The sequence below is a fragment of the Lentibacillus saliphilus genome (genome assembly GCF_019093865.1).
GTDB lineage: Bacteria > Bacillota > Bacilli > Bacillales > Amphibacillaceae > Lentibacillus_B > Lentibacillus_B saliphilus.
The window spans coordinates 70,303-96,173 of sequence record NZ_JABJXD010000006.1; the positions used below are offsets into that span (position 1 = coordinate 70,303).

19 protein-coding genes, 1 pseudogene and 2 riboswitches are annotated in these 25,871 nt (G+C 44.0%); of the genes and pseudogenes, 16 read left to right on the forward strand and 4 right to left on the reverse strand.

Translation table 11 applies throughout. From position 1 onward, the window contains the following. Positions 1–340 precede the first annotated feature (340 nt). Positions 341–2,995, forward strand: coding sequence for a leucine-rich repeat protein (locus HPC67_RS11050; RefSeq protein WP_217587852.1), 2,655 nt, complete (start codon positions 341–343; stop codon positions 2,993–2,995). Between the two features lie 377 nt (positions 2,996–3,372). On the opposite strand, the gene hmpA is transcribed toward HPC67_RS11050, so the two are convergent. Next, positions 3,373–4,605 (reverse strand): NO-inducible flavohemoprotein, encoded by a 1,233-nt coding sequence (hmpA, locus tag HPC67_RS11055; RefSeq protein WP_217587854.1) that lies wholly within the window; start codon positions 4,603–4,605, stop codon positions 3,373–3,375. Positions 4,606–4,745: 140 nt separating this feature from the next. Here hmpA and HPC67_RS11060 point away from each other — a divergent pair, with 140 nt between their 5' ends. After that, a complete protein-coding gene (locus tag HPC67_RS11060; RefSeq protein ID WP_217587856.1) occupies positions 4,746–5,180 on the forward strand; it encodes an RrF2 family transcriptional regulator in 435 nt (144 codons plus the stop codon). Between the two features lie 286 nt (positions 5,181–5,466). On the opposite strand, the gene HPC67_RS11065 is transcribed toward HPC67_RS11060, so the two are convergent. Next, positions 5,467–6,627, reverse strand: coding sequence for an MFS transporter (locus tag HPC67_RS11065; RefSeq protein ID WP_217587858.1), 1,161 nt, complete (start codon positions 6,625–6,627; stop codon positions 5,467–5,469). 112 nt (positions 6,628–6,739) lie between these two features. Between HPC67_RS11065 and HPC67_RS11070 the strand changes: the two genes are divergently transcribed. Continuing rightward, the gene (locus HPC67_RS11070) at positions 6,740–7,621 is read left to right on the forward strand and encodes a LysR family transcriptional regulator (RefSeq protein ID WP_217587860.1); all 882 of its coding nucleotides are present in this window, start codon (positions 6,740–6,742) and stop codon (positions 7,619–7,621) included. 341 nt (positions 7,622–7,962) lie between these two features. After that, a riboswitch (purine riboswitch) is annotated at positions 7,963–8,063 on the forward strand. A gap of 669 nt (positions 8,064–8,732) precedes the next feature. Continuing rightward, complete coding sequence (locus HPC67_RS11075; RefSeq protein ID WP_217587862.1) at positions 8,733–10,064, forward strand: NCS2 family permease; 1,332 nt, start codon at positions 8,733–8,735, stop codon at positions 10,062–10,064. 69 nt (positions 10,065–10,133) lie between these two features. Here HPC67_RS11075 and HPC67_RS11080 read toward each other — a convergent pair whose 3' ends face one another. Next, positions 10,134–11,297, reverse strand: coding sequence for an MFS transporter (locus HPC67_RS11080; RefSeq protein ID WP_217587864.1), 1,164 nt, complete (start codon positions 11,295–11,297; stop codon positions 10,134–10,136). Positions 11,298–11,472: 175 nt separating this feature from the next. Continuing rightward, entirely contained in the window at positions 11,473–12,000 is a 528-nt protein-coding gene (msrA, locus tag HPC67_RS11085) for a peptide-methionine (S)-S-oxide reductase MsrA (protein WP_281417521.1), read from the reverse strand. Positions 12,001–12,107: 107 nt separating this feature from the next. Here msrA and HPC67_RS11090 point away from each other — a divergent pair, with 107 nt between their 5' ends. The 12 genes and pseudogenes from HPC67_RS11090 (at position 12,108) to HPC67_RS11145 (ending at position 25,670) form a co-directional block, all read left to right on the forward strand. Further along, positions 12,108–12,821 carry an MOSC domain-containing protein gene (locus HPC67_RS11090; RefSeq protein ID WP_217587866.1) on the forward strand — a complete coding sequence of 238 codons (714 nt, stop codon included), beginning with the start codon at positions 12,108–12,110 and terminating at the stop codon, positions 12,819–12,821. A gap of 207 nt (positions 12,822–13,028) precedes the next feature. Further along, positions 13,029–13,601: pseudogene (locus HPC67_RS11095) on the forward strand (DUF2179 domain-containing protein); the annotation flags it as partial. 269 nt (positions 13,602–13,870) lie between these two features. Beyond that, positions 13,871–13,970, forward strand: a riboswitch (purine riboswitch). A 143-nt stretch (positions 13,971–14,113) separates the two neighbouring features. Then, the gene (purE, locus tag HPC67_RS11100) at positions 14,114–14,605 is read left to right on the forward strand and encodes a 5-(carboxyamino)imidazole ribonucleotide mutase (protein ID WP_217587869.1); all 492 of its coding nucleotides are present in this window, start codon (positions 14,114–14,116) and stop codon (positions 14,603–14,605) included. After that, a complete protein-coding gene (gene purK, locus HPC67_RS11105) occupies positions 14,592–15,719 on the forward strand; it encodes a 5-(carboxyamino)imidazole ribonucleotide synthase (protein ID WP_217587871.1) in 1,128 nt (375 codons plus the stop codon). The genes purE and purK overlap by 14 nt, the downstream gene beginning before the upstream one ends. Then, positions 15,719–17,020, forward strand: coding sequence for an adenylosuccinate lyase (purB, locus tag HPC67_RS11110; protein ID WP_217587873.1), 1,302 nt, complete (start codon positions 15,719–15,721; stop codon positions 17,018–17,020). Before purK ends, purB begins: the two co-directional genes overlap by 1 nt. A 21-nt stretch (positions 17,021–17,041) precedes the next feature. After that, positions 17,042–19,261, forward strand: a complete 2,220-nt coding sequence (gene purL / locus HPC67_RS11115) for a phosphoribosylformylglycinamidine synthase subunit PurL (protein WP_217587875.1) — start codon at positions 17,042–17,044, stop codon at positions 19,259–19,261. Positions 19,262–19,284: 23 nt separating this feature from the next. After that, positions 19,285–20,628, forward strand: coding sequence for an amidophosphoribosyltransferase (gene purF / locus HPC67_RS11120; RefSeq protein ID WP_217587877.1), 1,344 nt, complete (start codon positions 19,285–19,287; stop codon positions 20,626–20,628). A 51-nt stretch (positions 20,629–20,679) separates the two neighbouring features. Then, entirely contained in the window at positions 20,680–21,702 is a 1,023-nt protein-coding gene (gene purM / locus HPC67_RS11125) for a phosphoribosylformylglycinamidine cyclo-ligase (RefSeq protein WP_217587879.1), read from the forward strand. After that, positions 21,695–22,261 (forward strand): phosphoribosylglycinamide formyltransferase, encoded by a 567-nt coding sequence (gene purN, locus HPC67_RS11130; protein WP_217587880.1) that lies wholly within the window; start codon positions 21,695–21,697, stop codon positions 22,259–22,261. The genes purM and purN overlap by 8 nt, the downstream gene beginning before the upstream one ends. An 89-nt stretch (positions 22,262–22,350) precedes the next feature. After that, positions 22,351–23,883, forward strand: a complete 1,533-nt coding sequence (gene purH / locus HPC67_RS11135) for a bifunctional phosphoribosylaminoimidazolecarboxamide formyltransferase/IMP cyclohydrolase (RefSeq protein WP_217587882.1) — start codon at positions 22,351–22,353, stop codon at positions 23,881–23,883. A gap of 69 nt (positions 23,884–23,952) precedes the next feature. After that, the gene (gene purD, locus HPC67_RS11140) at positions 23,953–25,188 is read left to right on the forward strand and encodes a phosphoribosylamine--glycine ligase (protein WP_217587884.1); all 1,236 of its coding nucleotides are present in this window, start codon (positions 23,953–23,955) and stop codon (positions 25,186–25,188) included. A gap of 23 nt (positions 25,189–25,211) precedes the next feature. Further along, positions 25,212–25,670 carry a hypothetical protein gene (locus HPC67_RS11145; RefSeq protein ID WP_217587885.1) on the forward strand — a complete coding sequence of 153 codons (459 nt, stop codon included), beginning with the start codon at positions 25,212–25,214 and terminating at the stop codon, positions 25,668–25,670. The last annotated feature ends 201 nt before the right edge of the window (positions 25,671–25,871 follow it).

A 25,871-nucleotide genomic window follows, 5' to 3' on the forward strand; every position in this document is an offset into this window, starting at 1 on the left:
AGAAAAAACTTTATCAATCGTACTTCAAAAAACAAGGGAGGGGTGAAAGATCTAAAAGCATTAGAGGTTGTATTATTGCTTTGTATTTTCTTAGTTAAGCGCTTCGAAACGATTTTTGGAGATGAGAAAGACAAGGGCATACCGTAAATTTAGAAGAAGATAACGGACACTTTCATGAAATCTCTAAGAGAAGATGAAACAATAAGTATTTTCATAAGCAATACCGATAGGAAGACGAGCTAACACAAGTTGTACTGCCTTATGCTAAAAATGCGGAAGAATCTTAATGAACATCAAGCATTACGATGGTTAACAATGAAGTAAAAGGAGTTATGTAAAAATGAAGAACAGTAATTGGGGATGGAATTATCGGAAACACATGCATCGTAGCATCTTGATGCTATTGTGTATCGTACTCGTTTTTAGTTCTGGTCAAATGGGCGTACATGTAGCAGCAGTTGAAACAGAACAAAATTCAAATGAAGAAGTTGTAGATGAGGAAGAAGTGACTCATACAAAAGAAGAAGAGGAAGCGTCTGTTGAAACAGAAGCAGATGAAACACATCAAACGATAGAAACAGTGAAAGAGCAAGGAAAAACCAGTGATGTAGAGGCAGTAAACGAACAAGAAAAAACAATCAGTAACGAAGACGCACATCTTGAGGAATCAGAAGAAACGACTTTAACGGAAGAATTGGAGGAATCTCAGACTCATCCGTCAGAGGAAATGCCACAAAATGTTGAGAAAGAAGCACCAAAAGTAGACAGCAGCGAAGGAACAGAGAAGAGAGAATTACAAGCTGTTCAACAATCAACCACTGAATCTTCACGTAATGTCGACGCAATATCAGAGTATACATTTTATGATAATGGAGACGGTACAGCGATCATTACAGGTTATACAGGATCAGATACAGATTTAGTAATTCCAGCTGAAATTGGTGATGAAAATTTAACTGTTACCACGATCGGGAATAGTGCATTCCGTAATGGGGGATTAACATCTGTTGCGCTGCCAGAGAGTTTAGAAGTGATTGGTTCATGGGCATTTAATAATAATCATCTAACGGAAATCAACTTTCCAGAGAGTGTAACGGAAATTAGTAGTTTTTCATTTGGAAGTAACGCGTTGACAGAAGTTGTTATACCAACAGGCGTAACGATTATTGCAGGAAGTACCTTCACTGGCAATTCGATTCAATCCGTCCATATTCCAGAAGGTGTTGAAAGTATTCAGAATGAAGCGTTTAGAGATAATGAGTTAGTGGAAGTGGTCTTACCAGATTCATTAACGGAGATTAAGACGCGCGCCTTTTTTGGTAATCAGCTAGAGAATTTAGAGATTCCTGCACAAGTTGAATCGATTAGTACAGGTGCATTCCGAAATAATAATTTAACGAGAGTAACGCTGTATAACTCAAATCCGGTATTTGAAGATACCAATATATTTGCAGGTAATGTTGCAGATGCTGCAGACCTTACTCTTGTCGGTTACCCAAATTCAACAACTGAAGCACATGCAAATATAAACGGGTACAGTTTTGAAGCGTTACCGGAATTTATATTTGCTGATAATGGCGATGGTACAGCGACAATTACAGGTTATACAGGAACAGATACAGATTTAGTCATTCCTGCTGAAATTGGTGATGATCATTTAACTGTTACAGCAATCGGAGAGGAAGCGTTTAGAAGTAAAGGATTGACCAGTGTTACCCTTCCAGATGGTGTTGAAAGGATTGAGACACTTGCATTCTCATACAATGCATTGACCGAATTGACAATCCCTGGAAATGTAGTATCAATGGGTTGGCGTGTTTTTTATGCCAATGATATTGCAACACTTACGCTTTCTGAGGGGATAGAAACGATTGGGAGCGGGGCATTTGGTTATAACCAATTAGAACAAATAGAGCTTCCGAAAAGCTTAAAAACGATTAGCTCTTTTGCGTTTTCTCATAATAAATTAACAACTTTAACACTTCCGGTAGGTGTCCACAGTGTGATGAGAGGGGCATTTCGTGGTAATAACCTTACAGAAGTTACAATTCTTAATGCAGACATACTGCTTGACGACGACCGTGAAGATGTGTTTAAAGAAAATGTCGATCATGCGGAAGATCTTACATTGATTGGTTATTTAAGTTCGACAACAGAGACGTATGCGAAAGAGTACGGATATGGCTTCACGCCAATTCCAGTAGATATTACCGAAATTGTTTCACCTGAAAATATATCAGTTGAATTCGGGACACCATTTCAAGAGATTGGTTTGCCAGAAACAGTGGAAGTGCTAACAGCTAACGACAAGACATTCCAAATGGATGTTACTTGGGATCAGGGCACTCCAAATTATGATGCTAACAAAGCCGGCATGTATATGTTTGAAGGGGAGCTAGTTGCACGAGATGGCCTGGAAAATCCGCAGAATTTAACGGTAAGTATTGAAGTTGTTGTCGAAGAAGGAGAAGTCATAGCTCCATTTGTAACGGAGATTGCAGATATAGACGATATGACGGTTGCCTATGGAACAGATATTTCAGAACTAGACCTCCCAACAACTATCGAAGTGACATTTAGTGATGAAAGTACTTTAGAAGTACCTGTTACATGGAAAGCGAGTGAGACGACACCATATGATGGTAACAAAGCGGGAGAATACATGTTTATTGGGAAATTATCAGAGGATGTATGGAACCCGAACAATCTTTTTGCAACCATACAGGTAAATGTGACAGAACAAGAAAAAGACGCTCCGAAAGAAGAGGATCCAGACGAGGAACAGGAAGAAAAAGATACAATAAAAAAGGAAAAAGAAACAGATGATTCTTCGGATGTTACAGCTTTGCCAGACAAGGAGAACGAACAGAAAGGTGATAAACTTCCATCCACAGCAACATCGATGTATTCGTGGTTGAGTGTCGGAGGCCTTCTCCTCATTTTAGGTGTTGCAGTGATGTGGCGAAGTAAGCGGAAGCGAATGGAACAAGCGTAATAAGCAGTATGGAAACTGGCTGATGTCCGCTTATAAATGGTATGAATTGTGTATCAAGAGTTAAAAATATATACGACTGTTACTGCTAATTTGAAACTATATTATTTACTCTAATCGTTTTTTTAGTATGCTCTACCTGTTCTAAATCAAAAAAACGTTATAAAGTGGAAATACTTGCAGAAGAGCTGGCCCCTCATAAGGGGCTCGGCTCTTCGCTTTATTTACATTGCATTATTTGTTTTTGACCTTTTACGTAGGTAATGAGAGTGAGTAGATTCTTTGGTGAAGTATCTTCATTTTTTGCTGCCGGTTAGTAAGACGTAATACATTCTTTTAACGCACCATAACCACCATCTGTTTGTAATCTAGGCCGTTAATCAATAGTCTGTAATGTCTTCAGCAGGTCCGAAGATCTCAAAGTGAATATCAGTGTCACTTACATTGTAAGATTTCAAGATGTGGTAGACTGTCCGCATAAAACCTTTTGGCCCACAGAAGTAAAATGCAGCATCATTGGTTGGGAGGAGATTGTGAAGCCATTCAGCATCAATATGACCCACTTTGTCGCACTGATCACCTTCGCAGGGATCGCTGTATATAACGTAATGTTTGACGTTTGGATGTTTCTCGCTAATTTCAACCACACGGTCTTTCATGGCATGAAGAATGCTGGAGTGGGCGGCATGAACAAAGATGATGTCACGTTCAGGTTGCGTGCAGACGGCGGTTTCAAGCATACTCATCATAGGAGTTAGTCCGACACCGCCACTCATAAGCACCAAGGGACGCTGATCTGTTTGGTCTAAGAAGAAGTCTCCTGATGGTGCACTAATCGGAAGAATACTTCCCACATGGACGTTGTTATGCAAATGGGTTGAAACAACTCCGTTAGGCAGTCCGTTCACACCGTCTTCACGTTTTACGGAGATGCGGTAATAGCCCTCTTCGGGTGAGCAGGACAGGCTGTATTGGCGTAAGTGTGTGTACGGCGAGCCATCGACATTGACTTTAACGGTAATATACTGACCAGGTTCAAAAGATGGAAATGGCTTTCCGTCCACGGGTTCAAGATAGAAGGATGTGATGACGTCGCTTTCCACAGCTTTTTTTACCACTTTAAAGTCTCGAAAATCTGTCCAACCGCCGACTTTGTTCAAAGTCTCTTGATACATATCTCTTTCAACGCTAATAAATACATCGGCAATCACGGCGTAAGCTTTTTCCCATGCTTCCATGATGTCGTCTGTAGCCACGTCGTCGAGCACATCTTTAATTGCGAGCAGTAGGTACTTGCCTACGATTGGATATTGGTCTGGCTTAATGTTGAGGCTTTTGTGCTTATGGGCAATCTGCTTCACAACAGGAAGAATATTTTCTAAGTTGTCAATATTGGCGGCAGCGGCGTATACAGTGTTGGCAAGTGCCTTGGGCTGGTCACCTTTACGTTGGTTGGTCATGTTAAAAATGTTTTTTAATTCAGGATGATTTCCGAGCATTAGTTCATAAAAGCGTTTGGTAATTTGGTTTCCATACTCTTGTAAAACAGGTACTGTTGCTTGAATGATTGCTTTCGTCTCATTGTCCAATTTGGAGGTGGTTTGCGTTGTCATAATAACGATACACTCCTTTAGTTTTAAACATGTATTTTGAATACATGTTTATTGTACATTGGGATAAACACTATCTCAATAGGGTAAAAGAAGGTGTGTGTTACAATTATGTGAAGAGGGTACTTAGGGGGTCGCTTCTTATGAATTTAAAAAAATATACGGATTACGCGCTACGTGTACTGATCTTTACTGCAATGAAGCAGGATGGTGAACTTGCAAGCATTAGAGAAATTTCCGATGTGTATGATATTTCCACGCATCACTTGGGTAAAATTGTGCACGAGCTGACGAAACTTGAACTGATTGAATCGGTTCGCGGTCGCAATGGCGGGATACGGCTGGCGCTTCCGGCTGAAGATATGAATGTGGGGAAGCTTGTACGTATGCTGGAGGGGGACTTTACGATTTTAGAATGCTTTGATACAGAGACCAATCATTGTGTGATATCCCCAGGATGCACGTTGAAACACGCCTTGAACGAAGCCTTGCATGCCTTTTTTTCTGTACTGGATCATTATACTGTCCAGGACCTTGTGGCCAATGAGCGAGAACTGCTTGAACTGATGGGAATTTAGCATATCGTCAAATTTATTTTTAAATTTTATCTGCTTTATAATCTACAATGTAGAAAGTAGATGAACGTATGATGGCCTCCAAAAATAATTATATTTATACAACATCATATGTTTAGATTATTTGTTTCAAATGAGTTCTACTGCTCGTTTTTTCGTGGCATATCAAACCCCCTCCACAGTTGTACAACCGGAAGGGGGCAATTAGATAACGACATTAGCATAGCCGTCTTAAACTTATAAAGTTGCAATTTGACTTTAAGTATAGATCTAATAAACGTCCTTAAATCTAATTCGTTTCATATGACTTATTCTTCTCGAGCATTATAATCGCAAAGATCATTACGATGATTGTCATGAGTATAATTGCTAATGATGGCGTGTAGCTATTGAATACATCTAAAGTGAGACCGAAAAATAATGGTCCAACAGCGCCTAATAAAAATCCGCCAAACTGCATTTGAGCAGACCAGGTTGTGGCGTTATCGATGCTTTTTGCTTCTTCAATAGGAATGAGCAAAGCGAGAGGAAACAGACCACCAGCTCCAATTGCTAGAAATACTGTCGCAGCCCAAGGGGAAAAATGCCCCATTAATAGCACAATACCAATTAGCTCTGCAAAGCTGCAGATGAGTAACCACATTTTCCTGTTACCTGTTCTTGCAACGATCGCAGGTACTAGAAAACTAATTGGTATTTGAATGACCGTGAACACGGTTAGGAGGACGCCTGATTGTGAATACGTCATTCCCGTTGCTTGAACAAAAGGTGCTAACCACGCGGTAATGGTATAGAAAATAGATGCCATACAGCCAAAAAATAACATGAATAAATAAACGCGTTTATTCGTAATTCGTAAAGATGGGGCTGTTGGTGTGGTGGCCGTCCCGTTAACTTCTTTTTGTTTTATTAAAATAGGCAAAAGTAATAAAGCTGCGATGACGGCTAAAATGCTCCAAAAGCCTAATGCTGATTGCCATGATTCGTTAAACATTTGGAATAAAGGGATTGAAAAGCTTGTTGCAACCGATGCTCCGATGACCATGGATACAGAATATACGCTCGTAACACCAAGCTGATCAGGGAAATGCTTCTTGATGAATCCTGCAATGAGTGGACCGGCAATACCAATTCCGATGCCAGTAAATAGTGATGTTGAAATTAACACCCAGCTGCTTCCAATAAATCCTCGAAAAAGTGTTGCGATAAAAATGAGTGCCATTGCAATTAGTAAAGATTTTTCAATTCCTAACCGTTTGCTTAATTTAATGGAGAGTAAAGCGAATATCCCCATACAAAAAACGGGAACAGATGTAATTAAGCTCGCTGCCGCCCCGCTCATTCCCAAATCAGTTTGGATGATATCGAGCAACGGACCGACAGATGTAATAGATGGTCTTAAATTTAACGAAAGAAAAAAGATGACTAAGATAAGATAGAACGTTCGCATGATACGACCTGCTTTCTTTATTGATTCATATAGTTTAGTATGAAATTAACGATAGATCAATACTATTTTTTCTATATGAACGATAGTTCCGGACTATGGAAGGGTGGAAAAGATGGAGATTAGACAACTGCACTATTTTCTTATGCTGTGTCGCGAGCTTCATTTTTCGGAGGCAGCATATAAGCTTGGCATTTCTCAGCCTACGTTAAGTCAACAAATACGTGTGCTAGAAGATGAAGTTGGTGTCCCATTGTTTGATCGAATTGGCAAAAAGACTGTCAAAACCGAAGCTGGCACGGTTCTCGAACGCTATGCTTTAGAAATGTTTCAGCAGCTTGATCATGCCAAAGAAGCGATAGCAGATCTTAGAGATTATCACGCAGGAAATGTACGAGTCGCTGTGTTACCGTCTGATTTAGATTATCGCTTAACACCTTTGTTAGTTGATTTTCACAAGGCATTCCCCAACACGAATGTTCAAGTGATTCCGTCCATCGATATTATAGATAAAGTGCTTAACAATGAAGTGGATATTGGTGTTGGATTAGCGGATCATTCAGATACCCGTTTACACCAAACTCCGTTTTATACAGAAACGTATAGTCTTTATGTTCATAGCGACCATGAATTCGCTCGTAAAACACTGATCTCACCACAAGATTTGCGTCATATTCCTTTAGTGATGTATCCGAAAGGGTTTTATGGTCGTGATTTAATCGAGATGTGGGGAAAAGAGCATGATCTGTCTATCAAGCCAATTATGGAAACGGGGTCAGCAACTTCCTTGTTTCAGCTTGTCAATGAAGGGATTGGGGCGACAATTCAACCGAGCCAATTGATTGATAGCTTTCAAGCGTTAGATATTCGCGCGGTTGAAATCAAGGACTCCCCCATTAGAGATTTAAATATCATTTATCGCAAGGATAAGTATTTAAGTTTAGCAACACAAACGTTTATGAATAGATTAGAAGATTTCTTTCGGCGGAGAGCATGAGAACAGATAGGATTTTATATGACGGATAAAAGCGGTGCATAGAGCCTGGATGCGCTGTTATCGACGTTATAATAGATGTTCCGGCATATTTTTTCATAAAATAGAGGTTGTTATCTTTCGGCAAATGGCTTAAAATCGTTGATACATCCATTAAGCATCTCCATATAATTCCGAATGTAGATCATAGATTTTGTGCGGATGATCACTAAAATCCGAACATTAAACTTAAATTTTTATTTATTGTTCGTTTAGGGGTTGCTTTTTAGTTTGGACCATAGTAATATATGACTATGCTTTTGAGAAACGACTTTTTTGCTGGTAGACAGCACAATCTAAAAGCATCTTTCAACTTCATACGATTGCGTATAATTTAGGGGATATGGCCCAAAGTCTCTACCGGATTACCGTAAATGATCCGACTACGCAAGATGACATAGACGACATAAGCGCTGTTTTTTCGTGACAGCAGCTTTTGTGTTCGACTGTTTTTTCTTGCACATTTATGTAGAGCATCCCAGGGCTGGGGTGCTTTTTTTGTTTTTCAGTGTGTGCGCGTAAATGGCCGTTGTTTTTCAGGGAGGGTGCTCAGAATTCCGCAAATCGGCGCTGTTATTCCGCAAAGGGCGCTCGGAATTCCGCAAAGCGTGCTCGAAATTCCGCAAAGCGGCGCTGTTATTCCGCAAAGAGTGCTCAGAATTCCGCAAGGCGGTCCTGTTATTCCGCAAAGGGTGNAGTGCTCAGAATTCCGCAAGGCGGTCCTGTTATTCCGCAAAGGGTGCTTGAAATTCCGCAAAGCGGCGCTGTTATTCCGCAAAGAGTGCTCAGAATTCCGCAAGGCGGTCCTGTTATTCCGCAAAGGGTGCTTGAAATTCCGCAAAGCGGCGCTGTTATTCCGCAAAGGGCGCACGGAATTCCGCAAAGCGCCCTGCTTTTTAGCATCCGAGCGGACGATTTCCGTTAAGCCGACCATTTTCCGTACTGTAACGCGTGATAGTTATTTCATCGTAAGCACTTATTTTTTTATTAAGCCGGGATGTGACCGGTCTATCACGCATACGAGAGCACACTGATCGCCACGTATTTATTATATTTTTAGGAGGAACAGAACAACATGAGAAAGTATTTTCAATTCGATGAGTTAGGTACAAACTACCGAACAGAGTTTATGGCGGGTATGACAACATTTTTGGCAATGGCGTATATTCTATTTGTAAATCCAGCCATTTTGAGCCTCGCTGGAGAGACATTACCTGAGGGTATGACACGTATGGATGCTGATGCGGTATTTGTTGCGACAGCTGTTGCAGCCGCTGTTGGTTCTCTATTTATGGGGGTTATTGCCAAGTATCCGATCGTTTTAGCACCAGGTATGGGATTGAATGCATTTTTTGCTTTTACGGTTGTCCTCGGCCACGGTATTCCATGGCAAACGGCTTTGGCTGGTGTGCTCGCTTCTGGACTTATTTTTATCGCTCTTACATTGACGGGCTTACGTGAAAAAGTCATCAATGCCATTCCAGCTAACTTAAAAATGGCTGTTGGTGCCGGTATCGGTGTTTATATTGCCTTTATCGGTCTGCAAAATGCTGGTATTGTCGTCGATAATCCGAACACGCTTGTAGGAATTGGACAATTAACGTCCCCAACTGTGTTGCTCGCTATTTTCGGCATCGTTGTATCTGTTGTTATGCTGACGATTGGCATTAGAGGCGGTATTTTTTACGGAATGATTTTAACGGCTTTAGTAGGTATTCTTGTAGGTCTGATTGATGCACCGAATGGTATTGGTGGAATTGTGAGCTCCGTACCAAGTGTTGCACCAACATTTGGACAAGCGTTCCTTCATTTCGGTGATATTTTCACATTGGAAATGCTCGTTGTTATTCTGACATTCCTATTTGTTGACTTCTTTGATACAGCTGGAACACTTGTTGCAGTTGCGACACAAGCTGGTTTGATGAAGGACAACAAGCTGCCACGTGCTGGAAAAGCATTGTTCGCTGATTCAGCAGCAACTGTTGCTGGTTCTATTTTTGGTACTTCAACGACGACAGCATACATCGAATCAACGGCAGGTGTTGGTGCTGGTGGTCGTTCAGGCTTTACATCAGTTGTTGCAGCTGGATTCTTCTTGTTGGCACTCTTTTTCTCACCATTGTTAAGCGTTGTAACAGCAGAAGTGACGGCACCTGCATTAATCATCGTCGGTGTTCTTATGTCCAGCTCTTTGAAAAATATTGCCTGGGACGAGTTTGAAACAGCTGTTCCTGCCTTTTTAACGATTATTATGATGCCACTAAGCTACAGCATTGCAACCGGGATTGCGATCGGGTTTATTTTCTATCCGATTACGATGCTGTTGAAGGGCAGAGCAAAAGATATTCATCCTGCGATGTATGTATTGTTCGGCATCTTTGTTCTCTACTTTATCTTTTTAAGCTAATAATCCATATAGATTCATATAAAAAGCGGCACTTCCGTACGTTTTCGGAAGTGCCGTTTGTCTATCCAATTATTGATGTGGTGCGCGTTTGCCCCATGGAAGAATATGATAAATGGTAAGTGCAATCGTTCCGACAGTGGCAAGACAGCCCATGCCGAAGTATAAGGTGGGCGCGTCAAAGGCATCGATGATTGCGCCGCCAGCAAGTGATCCGATAATACCCGATATACCAAAAAACACGGAATAATAGACGAGGTGTCCAGTTGACTGAAGTAACCTCGGGATTAATCGGCTGATATAGTCGAAAGAAGCGAGATAGAAAATCGCAAATGTTAATCCGTGTAAAAATTGCAATCCGATAATTTCTACTGGGCTACTAGCCGCTGCGAATAAAAACCAACGCAAGCTATAGAACGCACCTGAAATAATAACGAAAACGATCGGATGGTATTTACGAAACCACAAGCCTGCTGTTGCAAAAATAGCAGCTTCACTAATGACGCTCACAAACCAAGATAGTCCGACGAGTTCTTCGCCGCCTCCGAGTTGAGCAATATATAAACCGATGAAACTATCATTTGTCCGGTGGGTAATCGTTAAGAGCATCATAAAGAGCATAAATAGAATAAAAGGTTTATTTTGTAATAATTGCTTAACGTCCTTTAATTGAATTGGATCTGAATCGACTTCAACATCTTTTAAGCGAAACGTAATGATCAGGGCGATGACACCAAAAAATAAATACGGATAAATCATATACTCAATATCTGTTCGGCGTAAAAATTCACCGATGATTAACGAGGATGTAGCAAAGCCAATTGATCCCCATGTGCGAATCGTACCGAATGATACACCGAGATCGTGCGCCCGTCTTTGAGCAAGGCTGTCACCGAGTCCGCCGATTGGCGATGTAAAGAAGTAAAAGACCGCACCCATAATGAGGATGGCTAATAAACCATTCATTTGGAAAAAGACAATACTACTCATGATGAGTCCAATAATACAGATGAGTAGAATCCGTTTAACGGTTTTATACTTATCACTCATGTAGCCCCAAAAAGGCTGAGAGAAGATCGATGCAAGTGGTCCAACGGCAAGTACCCAGCCAATTTCGGTTGCATTTAGTCCTTTTGCTTTTAAATATAATGGCAGGAAGCTGATAATGATCGTGTTCGTCGCATGAAAGCTAAACAACAACATTTTCAGTGGTGTTAATGAGTCCTTTTTTGACAACGTATTCCGCTCCTTACAGACACATCAATGTGGTCATGTCTGATTAAAATCGTGTTGAAAAATCACTTGAATGCTGGGATCAACATCCAAAGGGCGCGCATGATGGATATCCATAGCCAGTGAGCTGGCAACCGATGTACACGCACGTTCTCTGTACATCAGTGATGATAAGCGATCAATCGTCCCATGTATCTTGAATAAATTCATCCCGTCCGGATTTGGCACGGTCCTCTTCATAGACATCGGCATGTGTTTGATAAAAGTTTTGATGTGCAGCTTCTGCAGGATAGAATGTCGTTGCAGGTAAAATCTTTGTCACAATCGGTTTGGAGAATCGCCCACTTTGTTCAAGTGCAGCTTTTGCAGCTGTCGCTTGTCTGTGTTGCTCGGAATCGTGATAAAAAATAGCGGTACGATAGGCGGCACCTCGATCATGAAATTGACCACCATCGTCTGTCGGATCAATTTGTCGCCAATAGACATCTAGAATCGTTTCATAGGAAATGATGCTAGGATCAAAGGTGATTTGAACCGCTTCATAATGTCCGGTCGTGCCGGTTTTTACATCTTCGTAGGTTGGATTGACGAGCTCTCCACCCGTATAACCAGATATGACGCGATGGACACCGTCCCATTGATCAAATGGCTTGACCATGCACCAAAAGCAGCCGCCGGCAAATGTTGCGTGTGTTGTATGTGCCAATAGAGCACCTCCTTTAAAAATACCTTAAAAAACGTACGATATATATTGTAGAATTTCATTGAATGCCTTATTGTTTACTATATCATAATTATATTGAAGGTGACATGATGCACAATCCGTCTATACATCAATTGTATATAGGTAAAGTAAAAGAATTAGGAGATCCGCATAGTACGGATAAAATGGATCGTCCTTGGACAAGCGGTATGTTTAAAACACCTGTTCAAACGGCTGTTTGGCTGAGTGAAACAGGCTTTATTGGGGATGAAGTCGCCGATAAGAAAAATCACGGCGGACCAGAGAAGGCGGTTTTCGCATATCCAGCTCAACATTATCGTGATTGGCAAGAGGAGCTTGGACGGGATGATCAGGTCATGTTCCCAGGTGCGATGGGAGAAAATTTCTCTGTGATCCATATGGATGAAACAACGGTATGTATTGGTGATACGTACCAATGTGGTGAAGCGGTTATTCAAGTGTCACAGCCGCGTCGCCCGTGTTGGAAGCCTGCGCGGAGGTTCCGTATTCTTGATATGGCACTCCGGATTCAGCATTCTGGTAAAACCGGCTGGTATTATCGCGTGCTCAAGTCGGGATATGTGCAGGCGGGTGATGTGTTTGAGCTTTTAGACCGTCCTTATGAAGAATGGACGATCGCGGCGTCTAACCGAGTTATGTATGAGGGGAAAAAGGACATCGATCAAACGAGAGCATTGGCGTCATGTGACCGACTTGCGGAAAATTGGAAACGTACCTTAGATAAACGGCTACAAGGAATCGAAACGTCCAGTGACAAACGCGTTTTCGGCCCTAACCGATAGGTCACAGTCATATGGTAGTGATGATAAAGGGCGAGAGAAAATACGCAATACAATAAAGAATGACATGCAGCGTCATAACAAACCGCGCGGTAGAATTAAATATTTTCCAATCGTTAAATGCATACATGAATGACATTTCGGGAATGAGCATTAAGCGTGCTGTATACAATGTAATTAATGAAACATGTAAAGGAAGGATTGGTCAGTTTGTTCGATAATGCCTATGTCATGGTCGTCATTATTCTTGTTATTAATATCGTTTACGTTTCGTTTTCGACGATCCGTATGATTCTTACATTAAAAGGACGTCGTTATTTGGCCGCCATGATCAGTATGGTTGAGATGGTTGTCTACGTATTAGGACTTGGGCTCGTCCTTGATAACCTTGACCAAATACAAAATATCATCGCTTATGCAGTCGGTTTCGGTCTTGGTGTCATTGTTGGGACTAAAATTGAAGAAAAGCTTGCTTTAGGTTATATTACCGTTAATGTGATTTCCTCAAATCCGAATATAGACTTTACACGTCAGCTTCGTGATAAAGGGTACGGAGTGACGAGCTGGTTCGCTTATGGGATGGACGGTGATCGCTTGGCAATGGAAATACTAACACCGCGAAAGTATGAACGGTCATTGTATGAAACGATAACGAACATCGATCCAAAAGCATTCGTTATTTCATATGAACCGAAGCACATTCACGGTGGCTTCTGGGTCAAGCAGGTTCGTAAAGGGCGCTTGTTCAATCCGAAAAAAAGACAAACGAGCACGACGACTAAGCCGGCGTCAAAACCACAACCGTCAACAAAGACAATGTCACCAATGGAGGAAGCTGTTCAAGCGAACGAAAAGCATTTAGAGGAGAAGCGTCAGAACGCACAGCAAACACGTGAACAGGATACAACGAATATCGCTAAAAATGCAGCGGAACCACAAAAAAATGCTAACAAATCCCATTCATCCGAGTAAAACACGAACATTGATGTTTTAAAATGGTTTTATGTTCGTTTTTTAGTTGACGATTATAATGCGTTTCTGTTACGCTAATGATAGAAAAATATAAACGACCTCATATAACCTCAGGAATATGGCCTGAAAGTTTCTACCTGGCACCGTAAATGCCAGACTATGAGGGAGGATGACCAAACGAGATATGCCGCCAGTTCATGGTGTGGCTGTATGTTGTCTATTCATCTTCTCTCATATTGAGGGAGACGAATAGACATTTTTATTGCTTTTATTGTCATGAAAACCATGAAAAGGCGAACAATATGTGAAAAGAGGGATTCATTTTGAAACAAATTGGTGTCATTATGGGAAGCCTATCAGACTGGGAAACGATGTCCCACACATGTCGTACGTTAGACGAGCTCGGCATCACGTATGAAAAAGAAGTGATCTCGGCACATAGAACGCCTGATGATATGTTTGAATATGCAAAAACCGCCCAAGCACGCGGTCTAAAAGTGATTATTGCTGGTGCGGGTGGGGCGGCGCATTTGCCAGGAATGGTTGCATCACAAACGTCATTGCCAGTTATCGGCGTTCCGGTGCAAAGTAAAGCTTTAAACGGTATGGATTCGTTATTATCGATTGTACAAATGCCCGGTGGTGTTCCAACGGCTACGATGGCAATCGGCAAGGCGGGTGCCATTAACGCTGCTTTATTTGCTGGACGCATGCTAGCTGCGTTTGATGACAGCATCGCACAGCAGTTATCCGCTTATCACCAATCGATGACCGAAAAAGTAACGGAAATGAGGGATCAGCTTGCAGAAAAGTAACGTCATTCTTCCGTCACAAACGATTGGCATTATTGGCGGCGGTCAGCTCGGACGCATGATGGCCATTGCGGCTAAATATATGGGCTATCAGGTTGTCGTCCTTGATCCAACGCCAAATTGCCCAACAGCACAGGTTGCGGATCAACAGATTACAGCAGCTTATGCCGATTTAGAAGCGATCAAGGCGTTAACGGCTGAAAGTGATGTTGTTACATATGAATTTGAAAATGTTGACCTTGAGGCTGCCGCTCTTATTGAAGCAGAAGGCAAGCTCCCACAAGGGGCTGAGCCACTTGCTGTTACACAAAATCGTGAGAAGGAAAAACAACTCATGAAGCGGTTGGGACTTCCAGTTTCCCCTTTTGTGATCGTGCATAACGGTTCCGAATGTCGCGAGGCGTTAAATGATATCTCTTTTCCGTCTGTCATAAAGACGTGTCGTGGCGGTTATGACGGAAAAGGGCAGCTGAAGCTTGCAGGCCCTGAAGACCGCGAAGCAGCAATTGCATTTGCAGAGGCGAACGGTCACTGTATTATCGAAAGCTGGGTGACATTTGATAAAGAGGTTTCTGTCGTGTTTACGAGAAGTCAAACGGGTGACATACAGTTTTTCCCGCTAGCAGAAAATGAGCATCGTGACCATATTCTGCATCAAACGACGGCACCTGCCTCAGTCAGTAAACGGGTTGAGGAAAAGATCCAAGCATGTGCCAAACAGATTGGCGATGCATTGAACATTGTCGGCACGTTTACGATTGAATTGTTCGTCTCAGGCGAGGACATTTACGTTAATGAGATGGCACCGCGTCCGCACAATTCAGGGCATTACACGATTGAAGCGTGTAATATATCACAGTTCGGACAGCATATCCGGGCCATTTGTGGGTTGCCACTGATGGACATCAAGCTATTACAGCCAGCGATCATGCTCAATATATTGGGTGACACGCTGGAAACAGCGAAAAAAGTGTTAGCTGATCATACATTCGGACATGTTCATTTATATGGGAAAGAAGAAGCAAAGCCAAAACGAAAAATGGGGCATGTAACATTTGTCGCAAATACAATAGATGAAATTAAACAGCAACAAGACATACTGAAGGAGGACATTTGATGATTGAACGGTATACGCGCCCTGAAATGGGAGCGATTTGGACAGAAGACAATAAATATAAGGCATGGCTTGAGGTGGAGCTGCTTGCATGTGAGGCGTGGTCTGAATTAGGCGTTATCCCTCGTGAAGATGTAAAAGCATTACGTGAACGTGCCTCTTTTGATGTAGAACGCATACAAGCAATTGAAGCAGAAACACGTCATGACGTTGTTGCATTCACAAGAGCTGTATCTGAAACCCTTGGGACTGAGCGGAAATGGGTGCATTACGGCTTAACCTCAACAGATGTCGTTGATACAGCCTTATCATATGTCTTAAAGCAGGCGAACGCCATTATACGTAAGGACCTCACAGAGCTGATTGACGTATTGGCGAAAAAGGCTGTTGAGCAAAAGCATACAGTGATGATTGGACGGACGCACGGCGTTCACGGAGAGCCGACGACCTTTGGGATGAAGCTCGCGCTTTGGTACGAAGAAATGAAGCGTCAGCTGGAACGGTTTGAACTAGCTGCTGATCATATTGAATACGGCAAATTGTCCGGAGCGGTCGGAACGTATGCTAACATTGATCCATTTGTCGAGCGCTACGTATGTGAGCAGCTCGGGTTAAAGCCAGCACCAGTGTCCACGCAAACGCTGCAGCGTGATCGCCATGCGTTTTACGTATCGACATTAGCACTCATCGCTGGAACGATCGAAAAAATGGCTGTTGAAGTGCGACATTTACAGCGGACAGAAGTGAGAGAAGCAGAGGAGTTTTTTGCGAAAGGTCAAAAAGGCTCATCGGCTATGCCGCATAAGCGCAATCCAATCGGATCAGAAAACATGTCCGGCATGGCCCGTGTTATTCGGGGGCATATGATTACCGCACATGAAAATATGGCATTGTGGCATGAACGGGATATTTCTCATTCGTCCGCTGAGCGCATTATTCTTCCTGATACGACCATTGGACTCAATTATATGCTGAGCCGCTTTACACGCATCATTCGTGACTTAACGGTTTACCCAGAGCGCATGCTTGCCAATTTGAATGTTACACACGGGTTGATTTTCTCTCAGCGTGTCCTTCTAACTTTGATTGACAAAGGCATGGCGCGGGAATCGGCTTATGACACTGTTCAGCCGAAAGCGATGGAAGCTTGGGAAACAGGCACAGACTTTAAGACACTTATTGAACAGGATGAGGCGGTTACAAACGTCTTATCACCAGAAGACATTGAGGCCTGCTTTGATGTGACGTATCATTTGAAAAACGTTGATGCCTTATTTGAACGCATCGGTTTGACCGAAAAATAATCTCAATTGGAGGAATCACACATGACTGAACAACAGTTTCCAACACCAGAGTCGATTGAACAAAATGAACTTTATCTTGAAATGGGCTTGAGCAAGGACGAATATGGTATGGTCAAGGACATCTTAAAACGACGCCCGAATTGGACGGAGACCGGTCTGTTTTCCGTTATGTGGTCCGAGCACTGCAGCTATAAGACGTCAAAACCTTTGTTGAAAAAGTTCCCAACGAGCGCGCCACACGTGCTCCAAGGACCAGGTGAAGGTGCTGGTGTTGTTGATATCGGTGACAATCAAGCAATTGTCTTTAAAATCGAAAGCCATAACCACCCTTCCGCAGTTGAACCGTTTGAAGCAGCTGCAACCGGTGTTGGCGGGATTGTTCGTGATGTGTTTTCCATGGGGGCGCGTCCAATTGCCGCGCTCAATTCACTCAGATTTGGTGAATTGGACTCAGAGCGGACAAAGGAACTGTTTACAGAAGTTGTTCGTGGTATTGCACATTACGGCAATACACTTGAAGTCCCGACAGTCGGTGGGGAAATTCAGTTTGATGCGTGCTATGAGGAAAATCCTCTTGTGAACGCGATGGTTGTTGGCTTGCTTGATCATGACGACATGCAAAAAGGTGTGGCCGCTGGCGTTGGCAATACGGTCATTTATGCGGGTGGCGCAACCGGCCGTGACGGCATCCACGGAGCAACGTTTGCCTCTGATGATTTAACAGACGAATCCGAATCAAGCAGCTCTGCCGTTGCAATTGGTGATCCAGAGCTAGAAAAACGTTTAATTGAAGCATGTCTGGAAGTGATTCATTCTGATGCGCTCGTTGGCATGCAGGATATGGGGGCTGCTGGGCTTACGTCATCTGCGAGTGAGATGGCGAGCAAGGCTGGGACAGGTATTGAAATGCAGCTCGATCATGTTCCACAAAAGGATTCTAATATGAACGCTTATGAACTCATGCTATCTGAATCACAGGAGCGTATGCTACTCGTTGTTAAAGCAGGGCGCGAGCAAGAAATTATTGATCTGTTTGCAAAGCATGATGTTCATGCGGTGGCCATCGGGCGTGTAATTGAAGACAAAGTGTTCCGTCTTGTTCATAACGGTGAGGTTGTTGCGGACGTTCCGGTGGATGCACTTGCGGAAGAAGCACCTGTGTATCATTTACCAGCGCAAGAAGCAACGTATTATCAAGAATTCCAATCGTTAGACCAAAAAGTGCCAACTGTATCGAATGTGGCTGACACATTCAAACAATTACTTCAGCAGTCAACGATTGCATCAAAGGAATGGGCGTATCGGCAGTATGATGCGTTTGCGAAAGGGCATACAGAGGTTGGCCCTGGTTCAGACGCAGGTGTTGTGGCAATCCCAGGTCATGATAAAGCAATAGCGATGACGACGGATTGTAATGGACGCTACATTTATCTTGATCCTGAAACAGGTGGCAAAATTGCCGTTGCTGAAGCCGCGCGTAATCTCGTCGCATCAGGTGCTAAGCCGATTGCTTTAACAGACGGGTTGAACTACGGTAATCCAACAAATCCAGAAGTTTTTTGGCAAATGGAACAAAGCATTGATGGCATCAGTGCAGCCTGTGACGTATTAGACACACCTGTTATTAGTGGGAATGTGTCACTTTACAATCAATCTAACGATCAAGCGATTCATCCGACACCGATCATTGGTATGGTCGGACTCTATGAATCTCGTAAACATATTACACCGAGCCATTTTCAAGCAGCAGGCGATTTGATTTATGTGATTGGTCAAGCAGAAGCTGAATTTGGCGGCAGTGAGCTACAAAAATTGCTTGATGGTGCGTATTCAGGTCAAGCACCAGCCATTGATTTAACGGTAGAGAAAAAACGTCAAGAAGCCTTGTTAGCAGCTATTAAAAAAGGTCTCGTTACGTCAGCACATGATGTGTCAGAAGGTGGTCTAGCGGTTGCTTTGGCAGAGAGTGTCTTCCATAATTCATCTCTCGGTCTTGATGTTGAGCTTGAGGGCGAACCAGTCGTTCAGCTTTTCAGTGAAACTCAATCACGATTTGTTGTGACCGTTAAGCCAGAGCATAAAGATGCGTTTTTAAATATGGTGTCAGATGCACAATACATCGGTCATGTAACAGATGATGAAGTCATAAAGATTGGTGTCAATGGACAGCAAGTGATTCATGAAGCAACAGAAGCACTCAGCACATTGTGGAAAGAAGCTATTCCAGCACTGCTGAAATAAACGGATAAAGCGAGGCGCGTTCAATGTTTGGAATTTGGGGACATGAAAAAGCAGCAGAATTGACGTATTACGGCATGCATGCGATGCAGCATCGTGGGCAAGACGGTGCGGGGATTGCAGCCAGTGACAAACAGACGATTAGATTGCACAAAGATGTCGGTCTCGTAAATGACGTTTTTGATCGCGCCCAGTTCGACCGTCTGCCTGGGCAAGCAGCAGTCGGCCATGTGCATTATGTGACGAATGGCGATACAGGCTATAGCAATGTTCAGCCACATCTGTTTCATTCACAAACGGGCAGTATGGCACTGAGTCATATCGGCAATATCGTCAATGCCGACACGATCCGTGGTGAGCTCGAAGGCGAAGGCAGTATTTTTCAAACACAGGCAGATACAGAGCTACTGGCGCATTTGATTAAACGCTCAGGTCAGGCACTGTCTGAAGATACACTTGTTGCTGCCTTGAAAAAGCTAGCAGGTGCTTATGCTTTTATCATTTTGGCTGAGGATAAAATGTATGTTGCACTTGATCCGCACGGTATAAGGCCGTTATCGATTGGTCGTCTTGGGGAAGGGTATGTTGTTGCATCTGAGACGTGTGCCTTTGATTTAATTGGTGCAACGTTCGAGCGCGAGGTCCTTCCGGGTGAGCTGATTACGATTAGTGATGAGGGGCTGACGTCTACGCGCTTTGCTTTGCGCCAGCAGCGGGCTCTTTGTGGGATGGAGTATGTCTATTTCTCCCGTCCAGACAGTGATTTAAATCATGTGAACGTTCATGCGTCACGAAAAAGAATGGGCATTGAGCTTGCCAAAGAGGCGCCCGTTGCAGCCGACGTCGTAACCGGTGTTCCGGATTCTAGTATTTCAGCTGCGATTGGCTATGCAGAGGAAGCCGGTCTCCCTTATGAAATGGGGTTAATCAAAAACCGTTACGTCGGACGCACATTTATTAAACCGTCTCAGGAGCTACGTGAACAAGGGGTAAAGATGAAGCTGTCCCCAGTCAGAGGGATCGTTGCTGGAAAGCGGGTCATTATGATTGATGATTCTATTGTTCGTGGTACGACATCGAGACGGATTGTGCGGATGCTGAAGGAAGCGGGTGCGACAGAGGTTCATGTACGAATCGCGTCTCCACCAGTGACCAATCCATGCTACTACGGAATTGATATGTCGACGACAGCAGAGCTCATCGCAGCCAATCATACACTTGCTGGCATCGGGGAAGAAATTGAGGCGGATAGTATTGCTTACTTATCCCCAGAAGGACTAGAACGTGCCATCGTGAAAGATAAAACGATTCATCAAGGTATTTGCAAAGCGTGTTTTACAGGGCAATATCCGGTTATAACAGAAGACTAACGCATTCATAGATAGCAGTCGGTCAGATTATATGAGAAAAGGTGGAGACAAATGGCGGATTTATATAAAGAAGCTGGTGTTGATGTTCATAAAGGCTATGAAGCGGTTGAACGCATGAAGAAGCATATTGCCAAAACAGCCCGACCGGAAGTCATTGGGGATGTTGGTGCGTTTGCTGGTTTATTTAACATCGCTTCATTTAAATACGATGAGCCAGTCCTTGTGTCTGGAACGGACGGTGTCGGTACGAAGTTAAAGCTGGCTTTTCAACAGGATAAACACGATACGATCGGCATTGACCTCGTTGCTATGTGTGTGAACGATATCGTTGCTCAAGGTGCAGATCCGTTATTTTTTCTAGACTATATTGCATGTGGAAAGAACGAACCAGAGATGATTGAACACATTGTTGCGGGTGTGTCTGAAGGTTGTGTTGCAGCCGGTGCTGCTTTAATTGGTGGCGAAACAGCAGAAATGCCGGGCATGTATGAGGTTGGGACGTATGATTTAGCCGGGTTTGCCGTTGGGATTGCTGATCGATCTAAGCTCATTACAGGTGATGCGATAGAAGCGGGTGACGTCATCATCGGACTACCTTCAAGCGGGATCCATTCCAATGGCTACTCTCTCGTTCGTCGGCTCATAGAAGGTCTTTCTTTAGATGAACAGTATGAAGGACTGACCGAACCACTCGGGCAGGCCCTGTTAACACCGACAAACATCTATGTAAAGTCGATTGCAGCTTTAAAGGAAGCCGTCACAATCAAGGGCATTTCACATATTACGGGTGGCGGATTTTATGAAAATATTCCTCGGATGCTGCCTGAAGGACTGGGCGCTCAAATTGACAAGAACAGCTGGCACGTGCCAGAGATCTTTTCCTTTTTACAAAAGCGTGGCGATATGACGGATGAAGATATGTATGGTGTCTTTAATATGGGGATCGGTATGATGGTCGTTGTTGCCAAGGAAGACGAAGAGCAGGCTATGGCTGCACTCCAAGCAAAGGGTGAAAAATCTGTAGTAATAGGTGAGGTTTCAACTCAAGAAGGTGTGCATGTGATCAATGGGTAATGCGAAGGCGGCGGTGTTCGCATCTGGTACGGGAAGTAATTTCAAGGCGATTGTAGAATCGCCCTCTCTTGCCTGTGATATTGCCCTTCTCGTATGTGATCAACCAACTGCACCTGTAATTGACCTTGCCCGGCAGCATGGCGTACCTGTCTTGCTCGTTGATCCGCGAGATTATCCGTCCAAAGCGGCCTTTGAAACGGTTATTTTACAAAAGCTAGCCGACGATCATGTCGATTGGATTTTCTTAGCAGGCTATATGCGATTGATCGGCCCTGTTCTTCTTAACGAATGGGAAGGCCGTATCATTAACATTCATCCGTCCCTATTGCCAGCTTTCCCTGGAAAAGATGGGATTGGCGATGCGTTTAGAGCAGGTGTTACAGAAACCGGTGTGACGATCCATTATGTGGATCAAGGCGTGGACACAGGTGCGATCATTGCTCAGGAGGCCGTCCAGATTTTTCCGGATGATACACAGGACACGTTAAAGAAACGAATTCAAGCGGTCGAACACAGACTTTATCCAAAAGTGATCCATCAGCTTGTCAGCCGTACTTAAGATAGAAGATGCGTTGAATGAATAGAAATAGACAGATAGATTTCTGAGCATAAGATCATGAAAAAGATTGCTATAAAGGAGCTGGCTTAATGCGTAAACGTGCACTAATCAGTGTTTCAGATAAAACAGGACTTGTTCCGTTTGCAGAGGGACTTGTGAAGCTAGGTTATGAATTGATTTCAACAGGTGGAACACTTCGGACGCTTCAGGAAGCAGGACTTCCAGCCATACAGGTCGCTGACGTCACCGGTTTTCCAGAAATTCTCGATGGACGTGTTAAAACACTTCATCCAATGATTCATGGCGGATTGTTAGCAAAGCAAGATGATGACAATCATATGGCACAGCTTGATGAGGCTGGTATTGCGCCATTTAATCTCGTATGCGTGAATTTATATCCATTTAAAGAAACGTTAAAGAATGAAGACGCGACAACGGCCGAAATGATTGAGCAAATTGATATCGGTGGACCATCTATGCTGAGAGCCGCTGCTAAAAACTATGCAAGCTTGACGGTCGTCGTAGATCCATCTGATTATGAGGACGTATTGAATGATCTTGCGAAAGACACGAATGATCTGCAAGCACGCCAACGCTTGGCCGCAAAAGTATTCACACATACGGCTCATTATGATGCTTTGATTGCTCAATATTTTAACGATCAAATCGGCAATGTTTATCCAAATACATATACAGTAACGTATGAAAAATCGAGTAAGCTACGTTATGGTGAAAATCCGCATCAAGAGGCGGCCTTTTATCAAGCACCATTGGCGCCAGCGCATAGTCTTGCCCAAGCAGAGCAGCTTCACGGCAAGGCGCTATCCTATAACAATATTCAAGATGCTGATGCGGCACTAGGTATGCTCCGTGAATTTGACGCTCCAGCAGCTGTCGCCGTCAAGCATATGAATCCATGTGGCATCGGTTGTGGAGACGACATTCTAGCAGCCTATGAAAAAGCGTATGCGAGTGATCCGGTGTCGATCTTTGGTGGCATTGTGGCGTTGAACCGTGAAGTCACACCAGCGCTGGCAGAAAAGCTATCTGATATTTTCCTAGAAATTGTTATTGCCCCTGATTTTTCGGAGGGTGCATTGGCCACGTTAACTCAAAAACAGAACATTCGCTTGCTGAAGCTGGCAGGCGTGACTGATCGCCGTCCTGTACATAAGCTCACAAGTGTAACTGGTGGCGTGCTCATTCAGGATGCTGATGATCAGCCATTCGATCGTGCAAAGGCTGTTTGTGTGACAGATCGTCAGCCGACAGAACAAGAATGGTCAGATTTGTTGTTTGCTTGGAAAGCTGTTAAGCATGTGAAATCAAACGCTATTCTCCTCGCTAAAGATGGCCAAACGATTGGTGTTGGTGCTGGACAAATGAATCGTGTCGGTGCGGCCAAGATTGCACTCGAGCAAGCAGGTGATCAAGCAAAGGGCTGTGTAATGGGCTCAGATGCTTTCTTCCCAATGCCTGACACGGTTGAAACAGCTGCAAAGCACGGCGTAACAGCGATCATTCAACCTGGTGGCTCGAAGCGTGATCAAGATTCTATTGACGTTTGTAATCAATACGGCATTGCCATGATTCATACAGGTATGCGTCATTTCAAGCACTAAACGATGCTTGGAAGGTACGTTAATAATTCTTGAAAGCCAAACATATTTTATTGAAAAGAGGTTGGTCCGATGAATGTACTTGTGATTGGTAAGGGCGGCCGTGAGCATGCCCTTGTGCAAAAGCTGGCAGACAGTTTGCGCGTTGACACGCTGTATGCAGCACCGGGTAATGCCGGAATGAAGGAAGCGACATGTGTTGATATAAGCGAGAACGACATCGATGCGTTGGTGCAATTTGCCGAGCAGCACGATATTGGTATGACGATCGTCGGACCAGAGGCACCGCTCGCGGCTGGCATAGCCGATCGTTTTCAAGAAGCTGGACTGCCTGTTTTCGCTCCGACGAAGGCAGCTGCTCTTCTTGAAGGGAGCAAAAGCTTTGCCAAGGCGTTTATGCAGCGGCATGATGTTCCAACAGCGGCTTATGCGACGTTTTCTGATCCTAAAACTGCTAAAGCGTATATAGAAGAACAGGGCGCACCGATTGTCGTTAAAGCAGATGGACTTGCAGGTGGGAAAGGCGTTGTCGTCGCTGAAACGACCGCCGAAGCGATTCAAGCGATTGACGATATGCTCATCGGTAAAACTTTTTCTGAAGCGGGTTCAACGGTCGTCGTTGAAGCGTATATGGCAGGAAAAGAATGCTCACTCATGGCCTTTGTCAATGGTTCTAACGTATATCCGATGATAACAGCGCGAGATCATAAGCGTGCCTATGACCAAGATAAAGGACCGAACACAGGTGGAATGGGCTGTTATGCACCTGTGCCTGATATGACTGAAAGCATACTTGATTTTGCATGTGAACATATTTTACAAAAAACAGCAGACGGCCTTGTCGCGGAAGGCCGTCCGTTTACAGGCATTTTATATGCGGGGCTTATGCTAACAACAGAAGGTCCGAAAGTCATTGAATTCAACACACGCTTCGGAGATCCCGAAACCCAAGTCGTGTTACCTCTTTTAGAGAATGATCTTTTGCAAGTGTTAGAGGACGTTTTAGCCGGGATTGACCCGCAGCTAACATGGGAAGCACGTTCATGTGCAGGTATTGTCGTGGCGGCGGAAGGCTATCCTGCCGCTTATGAAAAAGGCATGGCACTTCCTGAATTTGCGGGTGACACGTATACGGTTATGGCAGGTGTGGCTGAAGAAGAAGGGCGCCTCGTCGCCAATGGCGGACGCGTCATGCTCGTTGGCGCCAAGGGTCAAACGGTAAAAGACGCAGCAGAAATGGTGTACAAAGCACTGAACACGACCGGAAAGCTAGAAGGCTACTTTTACCGAAAAGATATAGGGGTTTAAGCGTCCGATAGCTGCTTGTAAATTTGAAGAGGTTTAGACATAATCTAAAGTTTATCTCAAGAGACGAACAATGCTCACCATTAGCTCTGGAAATATACGTAGATTCCGGCGGGATCGCCCACGGAATCGGCGAGGTCGGTCTCGGAATCGGCAAGAGTGCCCCCGGAATCGGCGAGAACGCTCTCGGAATCGGCAAGAGTGCTCTCGGAATCGGCGAGAGTGCCCCCGGAATCGGCGAGAACGCTCTCGGAATCGGCAAGAGTGCTCTCGGAATCGGCGAGAGTGCCCCCGGAATCGGCGAGAACGCTCTCGGAATCGGCAAGAGTGCTCTCGGAATCGGCGAGAGTGCCCCCGGAATCGGCGAGAACGCTCTCGGAATCGGCAAGAACGCCCGCGGAATCGGCGAAAGCGGCCTCAGAATCGGCGAGGTCGGTCTCGGAATCGGCGAAACCCGCCCTCGTAATGGGCGAGCGGCCGACTAAGTCCGTTCACGTCCTGCACCAACATCGACACTAAACCGTCTTGGTTGTCGGTTGCGACGTATATTTCCGGAGCGGTCGTATTGTTCGGCTTTTCATTTAATAAACCCTCTTTTGCCCCAACCTTTTCGATGTTTTTAAGAAACCACTCCCTAAATCTCCGCTTGTCAAAAAAACGTCACTTTCATTCTTAAAAACTTTACC

What these genes read in the sequence shown, in the direction of transcription:
- HPC67_RS11050 (WP_217587852.1), top strand. Translation starts at nt 341, where the DNA reads ATGAAGAACAGTAATTGGGGATGGAATTATCGGAAACACATGCATCGT.
- hmpA (WP_217587854.1), bottom strand. Translation starts at nt 4,605, where the DNA reads ATGACAACGCAAACCACCTCCAAATTGGACAATGAGACGAAAGCAATC.
- HPC67_RS11060 (WP_217587856.1), top strand. Translation starts at nt 4,746, where the DNA reads ATGAATTTAAAAAAATATACGGATTACGCGCTACGTGTACTGATCTTT.
- HPC67_RS11065 (WP_217587858.1), bottom strand. Translation starts at nt 6,627, where the DNA reads ATGCGAACGTTCTATCTTATCTTAGTCATCTTTTTTCTTTCGTTAAAT.
- HPC67_RS11070 (WP_217587860.1), top strand. Translation starts at nt 6,740, where the DNA reads ATGGAGATTAGACAACTGCACTATTTTCTTATGCTGTGTCGCGAGCTT.
- HPC67_RS11075 (WP_217587862.1), top strand. Translation starts at nt 8,733, where the DNA reads ATGAGAAAGTATTTTCAATTCGATGAGTTAGGTACAAACTACCGAACA.
- HPC67_RS11090 (WP_217587866.1), top strand. Translation starts at nt 12,108, where the DNA reads ATGCACAATCCGTCTATACATCAATTGTATATAGGTAAAGTAAAAGAA.
- purB (WP_217587873.1), top strand. Translation starts at nt 15,719, where the DNA reads ATGATTGAACGGTATACGCGCCCTGAAATGGGAGCGATTTGGACAGAA.
- purL (WP_217587875.1), top strand. Translation starts at nt 17,042, where the DNA reads ATGACTGAACAACAGTTTCCAACACCAGAGTCGATTGAACAAAATGAA.
- purF (WP_217587877.1), top strand. Translation starts at nt 19,285, where the DNA reads ATGTTTGGAATTTGGGGACATGAAAAAGCAGCAGAATTGACGTATTAC.
- purM (WP_217587879.1), top strand. Translation starts at nt 20,680, where the DNA reads ATGGCGGATTTATATAAAGAAGCTGGTGTTGATGTTCATAAAGGCTAT.
- purN (WP_217587880.1), top strand. Translation starts at nt 21,695, where the DNA reads ATGGGTAATGCGAAGGCGGCGGTGTTCGCATCTGGTACGGGAAGTAAT.
- purH (WP_217587882.1), top strand. Translation starts at nt 22,351, where the DNA reads ATGCGTAAACGTGCACTAATCAGTGTTTCAGATAAAACAGGACTTGTT.
- purD (WP_217587884.1), top strand. Translation starts at nt 23,953, where the DNA reads ATGAATGTACTTGTGATTGGTAAGGGCGGCCGTGAGCATGCCCTTGTG.